This window comes from Bacillus cereus group sp. MYBK15-3, assembly GCF_051916765.1.
GTDB classification, from domain to species: domain Bacteria; phylum Bacillota; class Bacilli; order Bacillales; family Bacillaceae_G; genus Bacillus_A; species Bacillus_A cereus.
The window spans coordinates 306,077-324,891 of record NZ_JBQAHG010000006.1 but is presented as its reverse complement, the minus strand read 5'-3'; the positions used below and the strand labels follow the sequence as shown (position 1 = coordinate 324,891).

Below are 18,815 nucleotides of genomic sequence, written 5' to 3'. Positions count from 1 at the left end.
CTTATTCTAACCCATAGCGGAAATGTAAAGGTGCTTATTCATATCAAAACACGATTTTAAGACAAACAAAAAACCCTATGGGTAAGTCCCACAGGGTTACTTATTTACTTTTTTAAATTTACTCCAAATTCTAGATACGTTAGACTGAGCAATTTCTAACTCTTTAGCGATTGGACGTTGTGCCATTCCTTTGTTAATGAAATGTTGGATAATAGACCCTTGTACCATTAAATCAGCACTTCGGAACGCTTCTCCACGAAGGATTTCATAACCTTCTTCTGTTTTTTCTACTTCTAACTCGATTGTAACAGGTTTCTCTACCACCTCAACAGGTACAGTATCCTCTGCCAATTCATCTAGAATATCAGTTTCTGCTTCAACTGCCTCAACTGCCTCAACTGCCTCGACTTCATTTGACTCAACTTCATTTGACTCAACAGGAGCTACCGTAACAGCGACTTCTGCTTCTTTCTTTATCTGGCTTACTTCTTCAGCAGGAAATTCATCCGCTTTACTTACCTTTGCTTTAGCCTTACGTTTAACCGTTGTTACTTTTTTAGGTTGCTTGTTCTTTAACCTTTCAGCCCAGTTTTGGTACATATCATCGAGTGATGCTTTATAATCACCTAACAGTGTTTGTGCATCGCTATCCATATCGTAAAAAGCCGTTTTGTGAGCAACTTCCCCACGTTTACGAGTTGGTACACCTAAGCTACGTAAGACCTTTGAAATGTGACCATTAACGCTACCCAGTAGAGCTGCAATTTCCTTTGTATTGTACCCGTAGTTATATAATACCTCGATTGAATCATAATCTAATTTTGGTTGTTTAGCCATTTTAAATCTCCCTCTTTCCTTTAATTTTCCTTTTGTTTTCCTTTGTTGACTCTAATATACCACTTTATTATATTTTAGTCAACAGAATATCTTCATTTATTTTGAAAATATATTCTTTATTATTTAAAGGGGGAAGGGGAAGCTTACCTTCCTTTATATGTAGATATAAATTCATTAAAATCTTCGCAGGTAACCGCACCGCTTTTCTTTAGCTTTCTATTATATGCATCACCAGAAAACTTTACCCCCAAATCTATTTGTGTTTGATAGATATCCTTATTCCCTTTAGAAATCCCTTTATACAACCCATCCATTGCCAATATAAACCGTTCTACCCATACATCCTTTGTTATTACGTTACCCATAAGCCACACACCTCTTTGCGTAATTCTTGTTTCATCTTCTTTTATCATAGCAATTATTGGCAAGCAGCACTCGACTTTTGTTATCGAAATAAGAAAGGGGATTACAAGCACATTAGACTTATAATCCCCGTGTTTCTTCTTATATAAATGATTGTATCAATCAAATATACCCTGCGCAAGATGTTTCGGAATCTCACGCTCTTGATAGTTCCAATCTAAATCAAACAGGGGATTCACACTATTTCCTTTTCTATCAAATTTCTTTAATGAAAACTCTAATCTTACAAACGTTCTCAACACATCTTTAGATGTTGCTGTACTCTCATGTACTGAATATGCTGTCATAAGGTTGATTTCAAACGGTTTAGCTAGCACAGACCTCTTTTTATCTTTAACCTTATCAAACTCGCAGAACCAATTTTGTGTCATTTCGCACAAGTTTGTTTGAAAAGGATGATGGTAAAAACGAGTAGGTATAGCGTTACTCACCACATAGGAGTGACAGACTGGTAGTTTATCAGGATACCTTTCACCCTGCATCCCATCAATATGCGCACCTGCTCTTCTCTGTGTTGATGCTTTCTTTACAGGAGAATGGTGGACTGTAAGATATAGATAATAGTCTTCCCAATTTGGATTGATACCTTTCTCAAACTCTAGACAAGTATTTACGACCTCTATTATTCCAGGTGTCTGTAAGTCTCTCGGAATACGAACGTCCGAGTTTGGCAATTTAATAGGCATATCTAACACACTACGAATCTTTTGTCCGAAAGACTCTCTATCCCGCACAACCGCAACTGGGTGAGGGTAACGAACAATACCAAACCGCTCCGGATTCCATTTAGTCCGAATATCCTCTATTAATATATCAAGATTTTCATTTTCCATATATAGCCTCCTAAACCCTCTTTATATATTCAATCATAACAATATTAGGATTAAAAACTCCGATTTCCTTATCACGCAGGTCGGAAGCAGGGGAGATAGCCAAAACCCTTAGCAGATTCCAAATCTAAAAATGAGAGACTTCGTAACTTGTAAAATGAAAATCACAAGACTAAACAATATATCAATTTATAAATATAACTATATAAAAATATATGAATCATTGAAAATATGAAACTCTTAAAACGAATCTACCTGTCTATGACTCTTTGAAACTACTAGATGGGTTAAATTTACATACCTATTTGTATATAAAAATATCAACATCTTCGTTAAATGAAATTTGGATAGTAAAAATAGGGGAGGGGATATTCCAAGGTCTAAATTTACTCAAAAAAGGTCTATATTTACTAGTTGCAAATAAATAAGTTCTATAGTTACATATAACGATATTCTACAAGAAAAATAGGGGTTGTGAGAACAAACTTAGTGACCAAGTACCCACATATTTAATTTTCGTTGCTTCTCACGACCGCCTAAATTTTAGGAAATAAATAGAGGTCTAAAGCAAATCTAGCAAGCTCTAAACCTCAACATCTTCATTTATATAATTCTACTTAGGTAAGTCATAAGATGTGTAATACGTACAGTCTCTGCAAGCAACCTCAACTATCTGCAACTCCTTATTCACTTCACGGACTAACTCACCGTTACATTTAGGGCATTGATTCATTTTAACACCTCCAACATCTTCATTTAAAAAATTTAGATTTAACCCAAACGGAATCCCTTCATAGACTCAGCTAAATCATCCTCATGAATTTCTATGTACTTTTTCGTTTCATTTTGGTCACTGTGATTAAAAATATCCATTAACGATGCAATATCTTTTGTTGCCTTATAGTAATGATAACCAAACGTTTTTCTCATCGTATGTGTTCCCACATCGTCTCGCTCCAGTAGTTTAGCAGCCTTATCTAACATTTGATATACCGCTACAGTCGATAATGGTTTGTTGTCACCCTTCTGACTTTGAAACAAATATTCTTCCGGTTTTTTACCTGCTGTATACTCCTGCACATCTTCCCAAATACTCTCCAAGAACAACGTACGTTTCTTTTTTCTTTTCTTCTCTTGAATCCTCGGTCTTTGCGTCGACATGTCCTTTACTGTAAGGCGTACCAAGTCGCTCACACGTAAGCCTGTGTTGATTCCAAGTTTGAATAAAAACATATCCCTTTTATAGCGTCTACTCGTTTTTTGAATCGCCCACAACATATCCTTTATTTCTTCATTTGTTCGCAGCGGTCTTACATTATATATTCCCATTTCTCTACCTCAATTCTCCAGATTTTAGGAAAAAATCACCTATTTTCTGTCCTCTTCATCGTACCCCGAAAACCCATTTATATCAACAAAAATAATTTATTAAAAACGGGATATTTTTAAATTTTGTATACCAGTTTATACATATTTTAGTCAACTGTCAGAGATTAAAAACGTGCGTGAGACATAACGAAAATGAAAAGGGTAGGGGTTTACCCGTCTCGTTTGCTCTCAGATGCTACCATGCTCCGAACAAACGTAAAATAAGGTGGAAAACCCATAAACCAATAAAAGTGAGAATCTGAACTTTAACCTTTCGGCTTGTAGTCCAACTCGAAAATCTTCCTAACCAGAATACAAACGTATTTCCATATAAACATAAAATAACCAGACTCACCAACGAATCTATGTAACTAGGTGGAGGTGTGAAAAATCCCAAAGTGAACGCACGTATGAAGAACCACGAACTCGTCATGAAAAATATAAGTAGATACATTGCTGTTACAATTCCAATCTTTACTGAAGTCTTTATAAGTCATTCCTCCAAGTTTAATTATTCGCACATAAACATACTTGAATATAGATTATCTGCACAACACCCAAGTCCCAAACATAGACTGTAAAAGATGGGTGGCATATCCGACTAACATCTTCATTTAAAAGCTGAAGTGGGTGTTTAGTCGACATGTTAGTCGGGTAGGTCATCAGTCACTAGCACTCCACATGAGCATCTCCAAGTCAACGACTAATTACGGTCACACTGATTCATACACCCACTCACATCTTCATTTAAAAGAACCTCTTTAACCGAGTGGTTCTTTTTTGTTTATAGTGATGCAATCCTGCCCATACTGCTCTTAAAAAGAAAGTTGGTGCATCCATGAGAAAACCTATCCAAATCATTAACGAACTAGAAGCCGTCCGGGGCGGTGATGGTTTTACTCCTGAGCAACTTGAACCTTTTACCGAATACCTCCAACAACTTAGCGCCGATGAAATACTGGTTCTGGATGCTTATGTAACCTCCTTAAAAGCAATGACCCAATACCTAATGACCAACGTAACCCGTAACTAAAAAGAACCTTCCTGTTTGAGAGGTTCTTTACTTTACATAATCTAGTTATGAGCAACAAATTCTTGCAACGCCTTGAACTCTTCGTAAGGTATATCAGGATTTAAGAATAGTCCTCTCTCCTTATATACTTCCTTAGGTGTCGCAACTGTAATACCTGTTTGTAATTCTACAGAAATTGGTCGATTCTCTAACATCCAATTTACACTAGCTATAACCAAGTTCTTAGGCGCTACAAAAGAGTACCCATGATATCTAACTCTGCACCATCTCTCTGTATTATCCTTATCTCTATCTAAGTCATCCCCATACTTATTGTATAAACTACTTAAAAAAGGAGGATACCCCAGAGTCGTCCCCATTTCCCCTTGATTGTAATTTATATAAGCCCTGCCGCTTTTCTTACCTATCTTAACCTCAGCAACATCTCTCATGTATCTCATAGTTATGTTTCCATCTTGAAAAATAAGAACAGAGTTTATGTTTGGCATAGATAAACTAGGATAGATACCCATTAAAATCTGAACATATCTACGCCTTGGATTTGTTAGTAGTGCAGGTTTTTCACCATATATAAACAACTTAACTTCTCCTTCAAGTTTATTTATATCTATTTTCTCCTTCTCTAAACTCACCATTACTTCATTAAACAAGTCTTTTTTATTCACACTATTACCTCCTTATTTAAATCCCAATCATCTTTTATTTACCTACACACAGTTTATCACATACCCCGACACCGGTTGCCTACTTACTTATCAACCGAAAAAAGAACCGCCCAATTTGAGCGATTCTCCTACTTTAATTCCGATATTAACCCCAAGTTAACGTATCCGTATCTACCTCAGGAATATTAACTTTAACCCAGTTACGGATGGTTTCTACTGTGATAACTCCTCCCGTCTCAGGGATAGCAGCAATCACATCCCACTTAAATTGCTGATATTTCGTGTTGATTACATCCATGTTCTTCACATACTTTAACAGGATATTGTAAGCTAAATCAGCGGGTCCGCTACCACCATACCCGAACTCAAAACCAGAAGGTGAGTGATGCTTCATTTTATGCTCTACACCCTCCACTACCGCATCTCCGTCTTTTGTTCTACTTAATTTTACAGCTATCATACTAACTCCTCCTTTTTCATCTTAATTATAATCAGAACATAAGTTAAAATCCGCAACCTTCTTAAATTCATGTAAAGAACAGTACAATCTTCCACCCTCACCAGTAACCGCATGGTCACAAGAACCACAATCGAAATCCTCCATATGTGATAAATTTGGATTCAGCTTCTTTACCTCTTTAACAACCTCTGCACGTTCTTTTGTTCCGTATTTTAACATGTTCCTTACCTCCATATAATTTCCCTTATTTGCTTTGTTTTGTTACTTACACTATACCAGTTTATTATATTTTAGTCAATGTTTTGGTGTTTTTATACGCAAAAAGGTAAGGCGAACATCACTACCGCCTTACCTACTTACATTCTATCTAATATCATTTGTTGCGCCTTAGAAGCTCCTGTCGGGTTTGACCCTGCACCTGCGTACGATGGGTGGTTTGGGTATGCACTGATTAGTTTTCGATACTCTGCACGTCCTGCATCCGGCTCACATACTGTACCTACATAATCATATATTGGCATTACCTTACCGAATGTACGTATCTGCGAGTTAGGTAACTTTAACGCCTCTAACGTAAGTCCTACCACGATTTCACGCTGCTTATTAATGTCCGTAATATGCTCATCTACAATCTTTTGCTGCGCATGCATCTCAGCAGCTGTAATACTTCCATCTAATACATGCTTATCCTTATACACTAACCAACAATGATGGATTGGCTTACTTCCTACTAAAATCCAACCTACATAGGTCTTCATGTCGTCCTCAGGAACCCCTGCCTGTAATAAACTTCTATATAAATTCTCTGTATTTTGATAGCATTTTCCTACTTCAAACTTAACTGAATCGTATGCGTCCTTAATCGTCTGGAAACTCTCGATTCCTTCCTCTATCTGCTCCGTATTTACATAGCAGTAAAACTGTATAGTTCTCTTATTTGTTAATGGGTACAACTTAGATGGGATAGTTGCCTTACCTTCTTCATCTGCCACCATTACTTTATCTTTACGTACCTTTAACCCGATTCCGTATTTTTCTAAATAGTCCTCTGTGTCTTTATCTAAGTAAATCATAACATCCCCCTAATTCTCGGTAATCAGTAAACTCTGGGATTACTGCATACTGAATAAGATGCCGTGATTATTTGTTTTCTCAAACTCCATGAATGTTCTCTCTAACATTACGTTACGGAACTTTCTCATTAGATTAAATTTACCACCTGTCGGCGCAACCGGGTAACGACGAGTATGCTGCTCTAGTAACTCTCCACGTCCACCGTTTTCTTGCACTTTAAATACGTTTAATGTCATTTCATCAAATAATGTTCCTAATAAGATGTTTCCACTCACCATGTACTCGTCAGGCTTATTGATTTGAAACTCTCCTAAAGACTCTCCAATATATTGTTCTGTACCCATAACAAAATCCTCCTTATACCTATCCTAATCTATTCTTCATCTCTTTTTTATCTCTGTATTTTATCTATTATCTCGTTAATTGCTTCCCTTTTATATACGACTAAACGCTGTCTTTTATCTATAGTCTGTCTAGTTAGTTTATGTCTTTTATTTATCTCTTATATCATTTATCCCAGTTGTGGCGATATACACCGCTAACTTGTTACCTTTAGTATAGCAGACTTAGTCTTTCTTTGTTAGGCTTCCATTATCTCTTTCTTCGTCAATCTTCAAATAAAATAGGGTTATAACCATAATTTGTACGGTTATAACCCTATATTTTGTCAGTTATTCTGGTTTTTAGGAGAACAATTCTTCTGCTTCTTCATCCAGTCCTTCTACTCCTCGAGCCATCAACTCTCTAAATGCATCTTTAGTAGATACCGCCCAAGTCTCTGAACTATTGTCTAAGAGATTATTCACACCTGCACGAGTAAATACGTCCCTTACCTGTGTACGCACTGCATCACTTGTTATCATTAACGTAGATGCAACCGGGAATTGCTTATCTCTATACACCTTAAGGTTTTGATGTAAAATTCCCACTAAGTTCTCAAACAGTCGAGAACGAATACTCTCTTGAATATCTGGACTAAACTCCCCAACAAATCGGTCACTTGTATCCGCTACCGAATTTGCATGCATTGTAGCGATAACCAGTTTACCCATTTCAGCTAAGCGCAGCGCCTGATACATCTCAGCCTCTTCACGCAACTCCCCGAAATACACAACGTCTACGCCCTCACGAACCGCATCTTTTGCCGCATCCGAGTAGCTTAATACGTTAACCTTCAACTGGCGTTGAATCACACGACCGTTAGCCGACTCATGTACGAACTCAATCGGGTCTTCTACCGTAAGCGTCACTCGTCTTGTGTCCATGTCCATATTAATCGCTTTTATGATAGCAGCTGCCGTTGTCGTTTTACCTGCCCCTGTATGTCCACTAATAATGAAAATACCCGACTTTTGTTTTTGCACCTCAGCAACCGCCGAAGGTAAATTTAAGTCATCTAAGTCTGGGATTTCATTCGGCACTAATCGGATAGCAATAACCGCTTTCTCTTGGCTCACATTGTTAGTAAACGCCGAATACACATGTACACGTAGCGTCTTGTTTAAATGTGCGCTAAAGTCGAAGCTCTTCCCGTTATCGTTCATTAACGCCGAGAAGAATAGGTTATCAATCGTTCTCTCGTTCTTACTTTCATAGTTTGTATCTCCCGGTGTAAACGGAGTGCTGTACCCTTTACGGCTTACAGTCTCTTGTCTGCAAAATTTATTCAAGAAGATATTGAAATCATCGATGTCCCAAACCTCTAATTGGCTTTGTTTTACCCAACGTCCACGTATTTTAAAATCGATAATCTCGCCCTCGACAATCAACACATCCTGCGCATCTGTCTCATTCGCAACCGCTGTACGCAACATCATTGAAATTTTATCCTGTCTTCTCTTAAAATCAGCATCCTCAAGCGTAGTCACATACCCATCGGCATATTTCGATTGTTCTTTTTCCGCAACCGTCATTCTACTCTCTCCCTCTCTTACATTTTACTCTCGTCGCTTAATGCACTTGAAATATCCATAAACGAACCTACACCAGTTCCCATATAATCTTTCGCATCTTTCTCACCGTAGTAATTATCCAAGTCTTCCTGCGTGAGATTCACCTCAGCCTCTACAATATCATGTGGTACTGCAGAAGACTTCAACGTAACGACTCGATATCTATCCCCACTACTCATAACCCCTTTTAGCCAGTTAAGGAAATGGTTCGCTAACCTCTTCGGTACTTGCTGCGTAATAACAAGTAAGTTGTCTCGATGTGATGTAAAGTTGTTGAAATCCTGCACACCCTTAACCATAAAGAACTCATACCCCTCAAGCTTCGGAATAGCTACCGACTCCGCAAGAATATATACCTGCTTCAACCTTGGTTTTACAACCTCTTCCGGCTCACGCTCTTCCTCTTCTTGTTTCAGTCTTTCATCTTCCTCATCATGCTTTGCACTGGTTTCCGCCTCGTTTATGATTTGGTCTAGTTTTGCAAACCAATCTGACTTCTTCACATCTTCCTTACCTGCAGTAACCTCTGCGGTCTCTTCCGAAACTGTAACCTGCGATACATCTGTAGTACTGGCTACCTCATCCGCCGCTACCTCAACGTCCTCCATAACCTGCTCCTCTGGTTCGGTTAAATCCTCAACCTCTGTTTGCCCCATAACCTTTATGTGAATTGGCTCTTTTGGTTCTTCTTTTTGAATTTGAATGCTCGGCGTAGGAGTCGTTGGGCGCTCAGTATCCTCTACATACTGTACAGGGTTTCCGTAGATATCCCGAAGTATTGGGTACGCCTCTTCCCCACTTAAAATCTCCCTTGCATATACCTCGTCCCACGTATTATTTTTAGCGTCCTGCAGCATATTGCCTATATCAATCCCACGCTCTTTTAACGTAAGATAACTCTGTACATCTTCCTCAGAGGTAATACCAAGCGCCACCAAATACATAAGAGAAACTCCCTCATCCTCTAACCGAGAAAATATACTTTTCCGGCTGTTATGTAGTTTAAATACACTCTCCATAAGGATTAAGGTCTCGTCCGAAATCTTTGTACGCAACTCTCTATAGTAGGTTTCCTTATCGGAACTGCCCGTATTCAGTAACCCGCCCGCTCCAATATTGATGTTGAGCGAACTCTGCGACTCGCTGATACTTCCAAGCATTTGAGAACTCATTCTGGCACTACTGTCCCGCTTATTCTTCTTTGCCCATGAACTAAATAAGCTCATCGTCATCACCTACAGTCAGCTTAATCGTCCCCACATAGTCATCACGACTTAATTTAGTAACTCGACCATCTACCCAACTACATAACGTTGGCTCAAAGCTGTATAAGTTATTCCCAAGCTTTACCCAAAACTCAAGTGTTAGGTTCAATCTCCCAACTAGATAAACTTTATCTCCATCTTCTTCTGTTACAATCTCGCCATCTTCATCTTCGTACCCTTCTACTAAAACCCCAAGGTTGTAAGCCTCATCGTCCAATTCCCCAAACCTCATATACAAAGGCACAGCTCCCTCTTCCTGACTATGAGCCTTAATCATATTATCCAACAACTTCAACGTACTCTGGTAAGGTCGTCTACTGAAATTAAGTAAAATCGCCTCCTGAGATGCCTCTACCTTATCCATCTCAAGGTCAACATCCTTACCTCCTATAACCCTTCTCTCAAATTCATGTACATCCATAGACCTATACCAACCCTTTCCTTATTTCTACCTTATATTTTAAACTACTTACTTTCCCTTTACTCAATTCCCCTTATCATATACTTTCTAATCTTCCTAAATCCCATCATATAGAAATCTTCCCATAAATTGTCGAACTTTTCCTACTTATTAGTGATATAATCATATATGGGAATATTGCCATATATTAGTGATATTACCCCCGTTACTTAATAACAAACTTAGGAGGAGTTAACGCATGAAAAAGCTAAAAACACTAGCACTTATTGGAGCATTAACAATCGGCGGTTTCACTGCATCAGGACTGTTTTCATCCAATCAAGCAGCAGCTGCAACACCACAAAACGTTCAGTATGCAGTAGCAGATGACTGGGGATTCCCAACTTATCAGCACGTACATCACAACGCTGATTATCGCCAAGAATTGAACTTAGGTACACTACGTATCGGCTCTACACTTGATATTAACGTAGAAGTTGGCGGCGTTGATAACGGCATCCTTAAGCTTTACTATATCGACCCTAACGGCGTTAGTGACTACGGTGACTTACAGCGATATAAAACAATTTACGGCGCTGAAGCAGGTCACCATAACTTCAGCCGATTTACAACACCAATTACAAACGTCTACCCACCGGGTGACTACGTAGCAGTATTAAAAGTTGGCGACAGCTTCTACTACGGTGGCAAATTCAAAATTACGAAGTAAATCCAAATTTATAGTTAACTTACTAAACTAAAAGGAGACTTTACAATGAAAAAACTAAAAACATTAGCACTTATCGGCGCACTAACAATCGGTGGTTTTACGGCATCCGGTCTATTTTCAGCAAACCAAGCATCTGCTGCAACTCCTGACCCAGTTCAGCGAGCATTTGTAATTCCAGACGACTGGGACTACAGCACAAACTTCGAAATCCACCACAACGCTGATTTTATCTCAGAATTAGCGGTAGGTACTTTAAGACATGGTGGTAAGTTTGACGTAACAATTAACGTCGGCGGCGTTTCAAATGGCGTAGTAAAACTATACCGACTTGACCCAAATGGTAGCGACTACGGTGATTTACAGCGATATAAAACAATTTACGCTACAAACACAGGCAACCACAACTCAAGCCGATTCACAACACCGATTACAACTGGATTCGCTCCAGGTACTTATGTAGCGGTATTAAAAGTAGGCAACAGCTACTATCATGGCGGTACTTTCCAAATTACAAAATAACACACTGTCACCCATGACAGTAAAAGACCCATACATTCATTTGTATGGGTTTTCTTAGCTCATGAAAAACGTTTATATGGTAAAATGGAGTAGTAACTACGTTATAGGTTGGGAGGTTGCACAAACCCTTTCTTCACACGATTTGTACGAAGAAAGGAGGTGTAGCCACATGGAATTTCTTTTAGCCCTTTTGATTGCCGTAACCCTAGAGGTTGCTAAGACACTTGCTAAAGAAGGCACAACATTTGTCCTTAAACAGCTTGAGAACAAAAAGAGCAAAAAGAAGACCTCCCATAAGCCTCGCAAGCGTGGGAAGTCTTCTAGACACAAGTAATTTGGTTTAGTAGCAACCCCCACCGTTAGCGGTAGTTGCAGAACAGGGTGTTGGCTCACCCTGTTTTTTAGTGTATGCAAAATGATAATTCTGTATACACTGCTTTTGTATTTACATGAACTATGAAAGTTCTCCCTCACATAAATACAAAATCTATATCTGATTAGATTATAACATGTCCTATTTATTTATATACAGTTTTATGGGAAGTTTCGTAAAACTGTCTTATATGTATTTACTCCTCACGTTAGATACTGTCCCTAATGTTATCGTAAGTCCAACTCTTTTTACCCAAACTAAAAAATACAACAAAAAACCCACTCTTTCCGTTGGAAACTCAAGAGTAGGCTTTAGAAAAAGATAATGCATAATAACAACCACCCCGACGTCGACCAAACGTAAAAGAGATGGCTCTAAAAGAACAAATAAATTTTCTTTTGCGACCAGTTACCTTAAGGCGACCGTTACAAATTAGACAGATGTGACAGCATCCCGTCTTCCTATATTATAACATAACCCCTAACCTTATACGCAATCTTGTAAAAACGCCTTACATGTATTTGTTTCTTACATCAGATACTGCACTCAATGCATTCTTTAACCCATGTTTCTGACCATTCCAATTACTTATCGTTTTAGCGTCATTTGTTGTTTTTACCTTAGCTTCCTGACCTATGTTATTGTCGATAAGCTCACTTATCTCACCCATTGCCTCACGTAACACCTCTTCAGGTCTCTTCGGCAGCTTACCGATAACATCTAACAAGTGATACGCCAATTCCTCAGCCTTATTTAATGGTATATCGATACGAGTCTTTGCACCGACTACACTCACATTCACACAATCTTCCCCACCTACTTCATTAAAGGAATCCCGAACCCACAGCTCTGTATCCCTACCATCCACTTTTACCCACTGTATACTACGCATTCTCCCACTCCTTACCAAAGTTTATATGCCTTACAAACCCATTCCCTATCGCAAAGACGAATTTCAATCTTAAACCCTACACCACTATCGAGATGGATAACCCCCTCGTACTTATCAGCCCCCGTTTTTTCTGCAGCTGACGTACGCAAAATCCCCGTAGGCAACGTATTATAAAACCCTGTTATTACACTACCTAACGATAAGTCCCAACTGTATTTCTCTGTTTGCATATGAATCTGTCTGTTGATTCTTTCGACATTTCCATCTAATGAGTTAACCGCATTTACCCATTTAACAACATCTTCATCATCTGTAATAAACCATCCGTATGTATCGTCCATAACCTTGTTATCTACTGTGCAAAAATCGGTGTTACTGTGGTCAACCCCAAGTCTTTCACTTATCCGTTCACGCAGCATGTCAATTAATTCTTTATCTGTAATCATAGTATCTCCCCCTCCATCGATATTAGAATCCGCCTTCGCCCGGCTTATTCAAGTACGACTCATCTGCCCCACCTTTAACCGCTTTATCAGCGCAAGTGTTACAAAGAAATAGGTTTCCACTTCTACACTCTTTTGATGTTAACGCCAAATTCACGGTATCTGTAGTCTCGAATGTATGATGACATAGCTCACACTCAGGCTTGTCTGAACGTACACTACGAATTGATTTATGTTTTAAATAATTATGAATTACCGCATCAATTACAACGTTCTCTACTTTTTGTGTTGCATAACCCATATAGACCAACCTCCTCTTATCTAGTTTAACGCCCCTACAGTACATTGTAAGGGCTTTGTTATCATTCTATATAAATTTGTACCTAATATTGAGAAAGAAAGCATTGTCGTAGTTTTAAAGCTTCTCCGTATCCCTCTTTAGAGATTCATACTTTTCCTTCCACATACGTGCCTCCTCAGACACTCCAGTCACCTGCATACTTAGGTTTTCCTTGTCTCTATATAGATGAGTTATCTCTTCGCCTAACCTGTCAATCTTTGTTTCTAGCAAGTCCCTTTCAGTATTAACCACCCTTAGACCCTCTTTATTGTCATCTACCGACAAAACAAAAAGCTTAAGTCTAGGTAACATCCTCCTATGTACCGCTATCCTTCTTCCTTTGCTTAACTTTCTGTAAATAATGTCCCCATCTTTGTAGATAGCACTTAACAAATCTTGACGAACCTCGTATAACGTACCTCCCAAATCCAACAGCACCATAGCATCCTTAAGACCTATTCGGGTTAAACGTAAGTCCCTTTCTATACTCTGCAAACCAATACACCTCTCCCGCACCTGTTTATTCTTCTGGTATTTTACCGATTAACTTACTACCATAAAAAGTCATTTTACCTGCATCAAAACTCTCAAAGAACCATTTATGCTTTTTAGCATAGTTAATACAAGCATCCTTGAAATCAACACCTTCAGATTCTCCAAGATAATTATCCAAACCAGAGCTAGTCTCGTTCCAGATTTCAAACTCCTTCTTCTCTGGTTCTCCATGTTTTTTAGCTAATTCTTTAAGTTTATTTACAATCTGTATAGCCTGCTCCCCGCTAAGTGGTTTCTCATCCAGTAGGCTCTGCGGGTAATCCAGTATGAAGAAATCATATTCATGCTTCGCTTCTTGCTCAGCAAGTAACTTTCTTACTTTATCGACTTCGTTCACATCTACTAACTCTAACTTTACATCCTTAACTTGTCTTACCTCTTTTCCACCGTCTAACGTTCTGTACACCCCAAACCCTATATCTAAATCTTCACAACAACTCATTGTCTCCACGTTTAAATGGTCTGTAAGTCTCTGTATTCTTTCCTCATTCGTTAACGCAACCTTTGTTTGATAACAAACCTGCGTCACACCGCCCATCAAATCTGTAACCGTAAACCCATAATTAATCAAAATACCCACTCCCTTATCTTCGTTATCTTATTTATACTATACCACTTTTATATATTTTAGTCAATAAAATAAAGTTAAATCATTTCCACATATATGAACTAAATGTGAAATATTGTCAAATTCAATATATTATATTATCTAAATGTGTTAATGTATACAATGTTTAGAAAATATATGAAAAGGGGATTTTTAATTATGAAAAAAGTATTATCTACACTTGCAGTTTGTGCATGCCTTACTATTCCTACAGTTGGCGCTTCCGCAGACACTATTGAAAACGCTAACAGTAACCCGGATACGGTAGTTACTCAAACCGTAAACGTCGGCGTTTCAGAAAACCAACCTAAAGCCCCAATTATTCAACGCTCAATGACGAAACCGGGTTCATCGGACGTTGTAAACCTAACGAAATCACAAATGGACTTTGCAGGTCAGGCACGAAGCGCCATATTATACACAAACAACCACTTTAAAGGTAAATCAACAGTTAGTTACAAAATAAAGAACCTAAACAAAGAAAGAAAACTAACCGTTAAGGTTTATGAAGAAGGTGCTTGGTTCGCAACGCAAACATTAAATATAGACCCAGCTAGCACATCTACGGGTACGATATCTGGCTTAGATAAAACTAAAAAGTACTATCTATCCTTTGCAGCTCCAAGCCATTTTGAAGGGTATGTTAAATAACCTATAACCGCTAAAAAGAGGTTATGTCGAACAACCAACGAACGACATAACCTCTTTTTACTCTCATTAATCCTTTTTTAAAAACCTTCGCACTAACTTACCCTGCTTATCTTTAACCATTCCGAAAAACTCATCTACCTCGCGTACCCATACTTTATCTGTGTCGTAATCATCCTCAGACTGGTATACCACATGCGGTGTTTCTTTATCTACAAATGTTATCCCATTACTAAAGTAAAGTTGTACTTGATGGGGTTCTTCACCCTCCGGCGTAGCTGCGTCATATGCTACTCCATTCTCACTGACCGCTACGTGTCGTTTATCAAGCTGAGAAATCGGCAGCGCAATCCCATCGTACCAATACTCTTTATTTTTATGATGGTTGTACAAATCTCCCTGTTTCAAAGTAAATTCCTCCTTATTTTTGAATCACCTTTTTAAAATCACCTATTTTATGTGTAGGACACCAGTCTACGCTCCCCTGTTTAGAAGAAGCTAGTTTGAAAGTACGTCTCGTCCAACGGTAGTCAAACTCAAACGCAAACCCAACATGGTTACCGTCCGTAACAACTTGCCCCTCTTTTATATCGGTAGTTAGTCTATAAGCACCTGCTAAAATTGCTTGATTCATAGCATCCTTTTGCGCTCTTGTGTAGCTATTATACTTCTTCCACATATCTACATAGCCTCTCGTGTTAAGCTCCCTTTTCACAGGCTCCTCACAGTCCAAGCATTCAATTGCAGATGTACATGCCGGTTCTCTTCCCGCCGATATAGGTAAATATCCTAATCTAACTCCGTTTAACACCCACAATACGATTTTTTCTTGCTTTACTAAAATTACAGGAACATCAACTACTTCTAACATCTAATCCATCCCCTATCCGTTTCCTTTTGTTACATATAATATACCATTTTATTATATTTTAGTCAATAGTAAGTAAAAAGATGAGAGCTAATACCCTTTATAATCTGTAAAAGCTGTCTAGTTTACGATAACCACATTACTGTAACCCTGTTTTCAATCAGTAAATTTTTGTACTAAGTTTAACACATCTTCTATTTTGTGATTCTGTCTATCCATCCAAGCTGTTATTTGTCTCATAACTATCGCTTTATCTTCCTCAGCGACCAATCTGTTCATTCTTGTCTCTAAGGTTGTATACTTCCGTACAATTTGATACTCGTCTGCTACTTTTTCCACCAACGCAGCTAACTCTACTAAACGTCCACTTCCAGTACTTACCCAACCTCTGACCTCTTTATCTTTCAATAAATCCTCTAACGTATCAATACGTCCTTTGTCTTCTTTTAAATGACCAATAACCTTACTCTCCCAAACCTCTACTACAACTTTAAGTGAATCCATACCCGCCAACTCCCTTTGTTTTTGTTACATTTAATATACCATTTTATTATATTTTAGTCAATAGATTACTAACTAAAAAAGAGAGCCACTAGACCCTCTTTACTCTAACCCATATTCTTTCTTTAACCCTTGATAGACTTCTTCAATAATCTCTACAGGTACGCAACCATACACAGAAATGTTATCGCTTAGTAATTTCTCATGCATAACTTCTTTATGTTTAAATTCCGGAAGAACGGACTCTATAGGGACTAAGTCACCATGTTTATTTACTGCCATCTCCATAGCTTTATAATCACTAAGTCCTACAGACTCACGAGGTATAGAGTGAAACCCTGTCCCTGCTTGTACACTAAGTCCTACACCATCATTGAACCGAATTTCCTTATGTATAATGTAATCCTTAAGAAAAACCGTAGCCTCTAAGTCAGGTATTAACTCTCTAATAGCTTTTGTCTCATCATGCCATTCCATTTTTGTAATGTACTCCATGTAAACCCCTCCCTCTAATACAAACCTCTACTCAATAATCTTAAACTTACTTAAATCACATTTCCCATGTATTTTAGCGATTACGTAAGCTTCAGCAGGATACACACTCGCCAACTTCCAGAAGTTTCGTAAATCTGATTTAATGATTAACCGAAGCAGCTGCGCCGTAAAGTTATCTCTATCATTTCCCATGATTTGATACTCAAATCTGGCACGCTCAATATCCTTCTTTTTTACCTCACGCATAGTTATACCTTCTTCCTTTTAGCGTATTTCAATTTGCCACAAACCATGATTGTCTTGAAACTCCCTAGATACAAACCCAATCGCTAAATGTAACCGACCGTACCAATATTTCTGTATTTTATAGATTTCCATTCGAGCGCTATGAAGCACAGGAGTCCCACGCTCAGTTGTTTGTGGTAATGAGAAATTTATAGTATCTTCTATCTCTTTTAGCTTCGCCACACAATGTAAGCAGTCCTTTTCCATATCTTCCTCAAAACCATCATACACGTTCAGCATAGCATCTGTCATGTTCTCTCTGCACCCCGACATACAATCATCTCCTACCCTTCTATTAACCCAATAACCACACAAGGAACTGTACGTACGTCTAACGCTTTGTAAATTTCCTCAAGTGTTTTATATTTAGGGATTCCAATACACTCGACTTCAATTTTCTCATACATATCTGCTTCCACAACTTCCACATCGTCCATACAGCCAGAACCGTTACAGCACTTAAGTAAGTAGTAACCAACTGCCTCGTATTTATTTCTAGCGGCAATAACTTTACACGCACTCTCTAGTATCATTCTGACCTTAAATAACTTGATTTCAGAACCCTCTAACTGCTCAAGATATACTGCAGCATCTTTAAGCGCCTGTTTGTCATACTCCGAAAATAAATGCTTCTCAGCAACTACATCACTATGAATAAACTCATCCAGTTTTACAATCAAATCTTTTGTAAACTTAGCAGAATTCACATTAACCACTCCCTTTATATTCTTAATTATAGTAGATTTGCTCGCGCCACTATAGCCTACTCTTATCGCCTTCATAGGAGCAGATTTGGTTACCTTTCACTCCGTAATAACTCATATTGTAGTTTGTAACTACGTACTCCGATTCAATATCGGTAATGTCATCCCCGAAATCTACCTTAGATAAATACTCATTAAAATAGTCTCGATTAAATTTCTCGTACACCTCTTTATTGAATACCTCTTCTTCCTCCACACTACCCCTGCCTCGGTACTGGAAGATTGCAAACGGTTTCCCTTTGTATGTAAGCACCTGTAAATCCCGTGAACGACCATCATGTGCATAATCATCCACATAACTACGAACTTTCAAATCTTTTTCAACAGATATATCTAACCCTTCCGGATTAATATTTGAAATACGTCTAAACATCCAAAAGTCCCCAAGCTCGTAATAAAAATCCCTTTCTTTAGACTCAAACGTAAGTAAGTCTACAATCTTAGCTTTGAACGCCTCACCTTTCACCTAAATCTCTCCCATATATTCT

General features: G+C 38.3%; 30 protein-coding genes. 5 read left to right on the top strand and 25 right to left on the bottom strand.

Annotation, left to right across the window (positions count from 1 at the left end; genetic code table 11):
- Positions 1–96: 96 nt before the first annotated feature.
- From ACTFR8_RS24420 to ACTFR8_RS24405, 4 genes are all read right to left on the bottom strand, one after another.
- Positions 97–837, bottom strand: a complete 741-nt coding sequence (locus ACTFR8_RS24420; protein WP_440028555.1) for a hypothetical protein — start codon at positions 835–837, stop codon at positions 97–99.
- A 143-nt stretch (positions 838–980) separates the two neighbouring features.
- The gene (locus tag ACTFR8_RS24415; protein ID WP_440028554.1) at positions 981–1,250 is read right to left on the bottom strand and encodes a hypothetical protein; all 270 of its coding nucleotides are present in this window, start codon (positions 1,248–1,250) and stop codon (positions 981–983) included.
- Between the two features lie 108 nt (positions 1,251–1,358).
- On the bottom strand, positions 1,359–2,093 hold the full coding sequence (locus ACTFR8_RS24410) for a hypothetical protein (RefSeq protein ID WP_440028552.1): 735 nt from the start codon (positions 2,091–2,093) through the stop codon (positions 1,359–1,361).
- A 768-nt stretch (positions 2,094–2,861) separates the two neighbouring features.
- Positions 2,862–3,419 (bottom strand): tyrosine-type recombinase/integrase, encoded by a 558-nt coding sequence (locus ACTFR8_RS24405; protein ID WP_193635613.1) that lies wholly within the window; start codon positions 3,417–3,419, stop codon positions 2,862–2,864.
- A gap of 877 nt (positions 3,420–4,296) precedes the next feature.
- On the opposite strand from ACTFR8_RS24405, the gene ACTFR8_RS24400 reads away from it, so the two are divergent.
- The gene (locus ACTFR8_RS24400; protein ID WP_193635612.1) at positions 4,297–4,491 is read left to right on the top strand and encodes a hypothetical protein; all 195 of its coding nucleotides are present in this window, start codon (positions 4,297–4,299) and stop codon (positions 4,489–4,491) included.
- A 41-nt stretch (positions 4,492–4,532) separates the two neighbouring features.
- Here the strand turns inward: ACTFR8_RS24400 and ACTFR8_RS24395 are convergent, their stop codons facing one another.
- The 8 genes from ACTFR8_RS24395 to ACTFR8_RS24360 form a co-directional block, all read right to left on the bottom strand.
- Positions 4,533–5,156, bottom strand: a complete 624-nt coding sequence (locus tag ACTFR8_RS24395) for a hypothetical protein (RefSeq protein WP_440028550.1) — start codon at positions 5,154–5,156, stop codon at positions 4,533–4,535.
- 145 nt (positions 5,157–5,301) lie between these two features.
- Positions 5,302–5,616 carry a DUF6166 domain-containing protein gene (locus ACTFR8_RS24390; protein ID WP_440028547.1) on the bottom strand — a complete coding sequence of 105 codons (315 nt, stop codon included), beginning with the start codon at positions 5,614–5,616 and terminating at the stop codon, positions 5,302–5,304.
- A gap of 21 nt (positions 5,617–5,637) precedes the next feature.
- On the bottom strand, positions 5,638–5,835 hold the full coding sequence (locus ACTFR8_RS24385; RefSeq protein WP_440028544.1) for a hypothetical protein: 198 nt from the start codon (positions 5,833–5,835) through the stop codon (positions 5,638–5,640).
- A gap of 137 nt (positions 5,836–5,972) precedes the next feature.
- The gene (locus tag ACTFR8_RS24380) at positions 5,973–6,689 is read right to left on the bottom strand and encodes a hypothetical protein (RefSeq protein ID WP_440028542.1); all 717 of its coding nucleotides are present in this window, start codon (positions 6,687–6,689) and stop codon (positions 5,973–5,975) included.
- Between the two features lie 39 nt (positions 6,690–6,728).
- Positions 6,729–7,034, bottom strand: a complete 306-nt coding sequence (locus ACTFR8_RS24375) for a hypothetical protein (protein ID WP_193635607.1) — start codon at positions 7,032–7,034, stop codon at positions 6,729–6,731.
- Between the two features lie 339 nt (positions 7,035–7,373).
- Positions 7,374–8,603, bottom strand: a complete 1,230-nt coding sequence (locus ACTFR8_RS24370) for an ATPase, T2SS/T4P/T4SS family (RefSeq protein ID WP_221660632.1) — start codon at positions 8,601–8,603, stop codon at positions 7,374–7,376.
- A gap of 17 nt (positions 8,604–8,620) precedes the next feature.
- Positions 8,621–9,586, bottom strand: a complete 966-nt coding sequence (locus ACTFR8_RS24365; protein WP_440028539.1) for a hypothetical protein — start codon at positions 9,584–9,586, stop codon at positions 8,621–8,623.
- Positions 9,587–9,854: 268 nt separating this feature from the next.
- Positions 9,855–10,328, bottom strand: a complete 474-nt coding sequence (locus ACTFR8_RS24360; protein WP_221660630.1) for a hypothetical protein — start codon at positions 10,326–10,328, stop codon at positions 9,855–9,857.
- A gap of 238 nt (positions 10,329–10,566) precedes the next feature.
- On the opposite strand from ACTFR8_RS24360, the gene ACTFR8_RS24355 reads away from it, so the two are divergent.
- From ACTFR8_RS24355 to ACTFR8_RS24345, 3 genes are all read left to right on the top strand, one after another.
- Positions 10,567–11,037, top strand: a complete 471-nt coding sequence (locus ACTFR8_RS24355; protein ID WP_221660629.1) for a DUF5065 family protein — start codon at positions 10,567–10,569, stop codon at positions 11,035–11,037.
- Positions 11,038–11,082: 45 nt separating this feature from the next.
- Positions 11,083–11,556 carry a DUF5065 family protein gene (locus ACTFR8_RS24350; protein WP_221660628.1) on the top strand — a complete coding sequence of 158 codons (474 nt, stop codon included), beginning with the start codon at positions 11,083–11,085 and terminating at the stop codon, positions 11,554–11,556.
- A gap of 169 nt (positions 11,557–11,725) precedes the next feature.
- A complete protein-coding gene (locus ACTFR8_RS24345; RefSeq protein WP_193635601.1) occupies positions 11,726–11,890 on the top strand; it encodes a hypothetical protein in 165 nt (54 codons plus the stop codon).
- Between the two features lie 550 nt (positions 11,891–12,440).
- On the opposite strand, the gene ACTFR8_RS24340 is transcribed toward ACTFR8_RS24345, so the two are convergent.
- The 5 genes from ACTFR8_RS24340 to ACTFR8_RS24320 all read right to left on the bottom strand — a co-directional run bounded on the left by ACTFR8_RS24340 (position 12,441) and on the right by ACTFR8_RS24320 (position 14,730).
- The gene (locus tag ACTFR8_RS24340) at positions 12,441–12,821 is read right to left on the bottom strand and encodes a hypothetical protein (RefSeq protein ID WP_440028535.1); all 381 of its coding nucleotides are present in this window, start codon (positions 12,819–12,821) and stop codon (positions 12,441–12,443) included.
- An 11-nt stretch (positions 12,822–12,832) separates the two neighbouring features.
- Positions 12,833–13,267 carry a hypothetical protein gene (locus ACTFR8_RS24335; RefSeq protein ID WP_440028532.1) on the bottom strand — a complete coding sequence of 145 codons (435 nt, stop codon included), beginning with the start codon at positions 13,265–13,267 and terminating at the stop codon, positions 12,833–12,835.
- A gap of 22 nt (positions 13,268–13,289) precedes the next feature.
- The gene (locus ACTFR8_RS24330) at positions 13,290–13,565 is read right to left on the bottom strand and encodes a hypothetical protein (protein WP_440028531.1); all 276 of its coding nucleotides are present in this window, start codon (positions 13,563–13,565) and stop codon (positions 13,290–13,292) included.
- A 114-nt stretch (positions 13,566–13,679) separates the two neighbouring features.
- Positions 13,680–14,099, bottom strand: coding sequence for a hypothetical protein (locus ACTFR8_RS24325; protein ID WP_440028529.1), 420 nt, complete (start codon positions 14,097–14,099; stop codon positions 13,680–13,682).
- Between the two features lie 25 nt (positions 14,100–14,124).
- Positions 14,125–14,730, bottom strand: coding sequence for a hypothetical protein (locus tag ACTFR8_RS24320; protein WP_440028528.1), 606 nt, complete (start codon positions 14,728–14,730; stop codon positions 14,125–14,127).
- A gap of 195 nt (positions 14,731–14,925) precedes the next feature.
- Between ACTFR8_RS24320 and ACTFR8_RS24315 the strand changes: the two genes are divergently transcribed.
- The gene (locus ACTFR8_RS24315) at positions 14,926–15,417 is read left to right on the top strand and encodes a hypothetical protein (protein WP_221660622.1); all 492 of its coding nucleotides are present in this window, start codon (positions 14,926–14,928) and stop codon (positions 15,415–15,417) included.
- A gap of 66 nt (positions 15,418–15,483) precedes the next feature.
- On the opposite strand, the gene ACTFR8_RS24310 is transcribed toward ACTFR8_RS24315, so the two are convergent.
- From ACTFR8_RS24310 to ACTFR8_RS24275, 8 genes are all read right to left on the bottom strand, one after another.
- Complete coding sequence (locus ACTFR8_RS24310) at positions 15,484–15,822, bottom strand: DUF1653 domain-containing protein (RefSeq protein ID WP_221660621.1); 339 nt, start codon at positions 15,820–15,822, stop codon at positions 15,484–15,486.
- A gap of 13 nt (positions 15,823–15,835) precedes the next feature.
- The gene (locus ACTFR8_RS24305) at positions 15,836–16,285 is read right to left on the bottom strand and encodes a hypothetical protein (protein ID WP_221660620.1); all 450 of its coding nucleotides are present in this window, start codon (positions 16,283–16,285) and stop codon (positions 15,836–15,838) included.
- A gap of 153 nt (positions 16,286–16,438) precedes the next feature.
- Complete coding sequence (locus ACTFR8_RS24300) at positions 16,439–16,786, bottom strand: hypothetical protein (protein WP_440028524.1); 348 nt, start codon at positions 16,784–16,786, stop codon at positions 16,439–16,441.
- Positions 16,787–16,885: 99 nt separating this feature from the next.
- A complete protein-coding gene (locus ACTFR8_RS24295) occupies positions 16,886–17,278 on the bottom strand; it encodes a hypothetical protein (protein WP_440028521.1) in 393 nt (130 codons plus the stop codon).
- 27 nt (positions 17,279–17,305) lie between these two features.
- Positions 17,306–17,524, bottom strand: coding sequence for a hypothetical protein (locus ACTFR8_RS24290; RefSeq protein WP_440028518.1), 219 nt, complete (start codon positions 17,522–17,524; stop codon positions 17,306–17,308).
- An 18-nt stretch (positions 17,525–17,542) separates the two neighbouring features.
- Entirely contained in the window at positions 17,543–17,836 is a 294-nt protein-coding gene (locus tag ACTFR8_RS24285) for a hypothetical protein (RefSeq protein WP_440028515.1), read from the bottom strand.
- Between the two features lie 11 nt (positions 17,837–17,847).
- On the bottom strand, positions 17,848–18,270 hold the full coding sequence (locus ACTFR8_RS24280) for a hypothetical protein (protein WP_440028513.1): 423 nt from the start codon (positions 18,268–18,270) through the stop codon (positions 17,848–17,850).
- A 49-nt stretch (positions 18,271–18,319) separates the two neighbouring features.
- Positions 18,320–18,793 carry a hypothetical protein gene (locus tag ACTFR8_RS24275; protein WP_440028510.1) on the bottom strand — a complete coding sequence of 158 codons (474 nt, stop codon included), beginning with the start codon at positions 18,791–18,793 and terminating at the stop codon, positions 18,320–18,322.
- Positions 18,794–18,815: the final 22 nt, after the last annotated feature.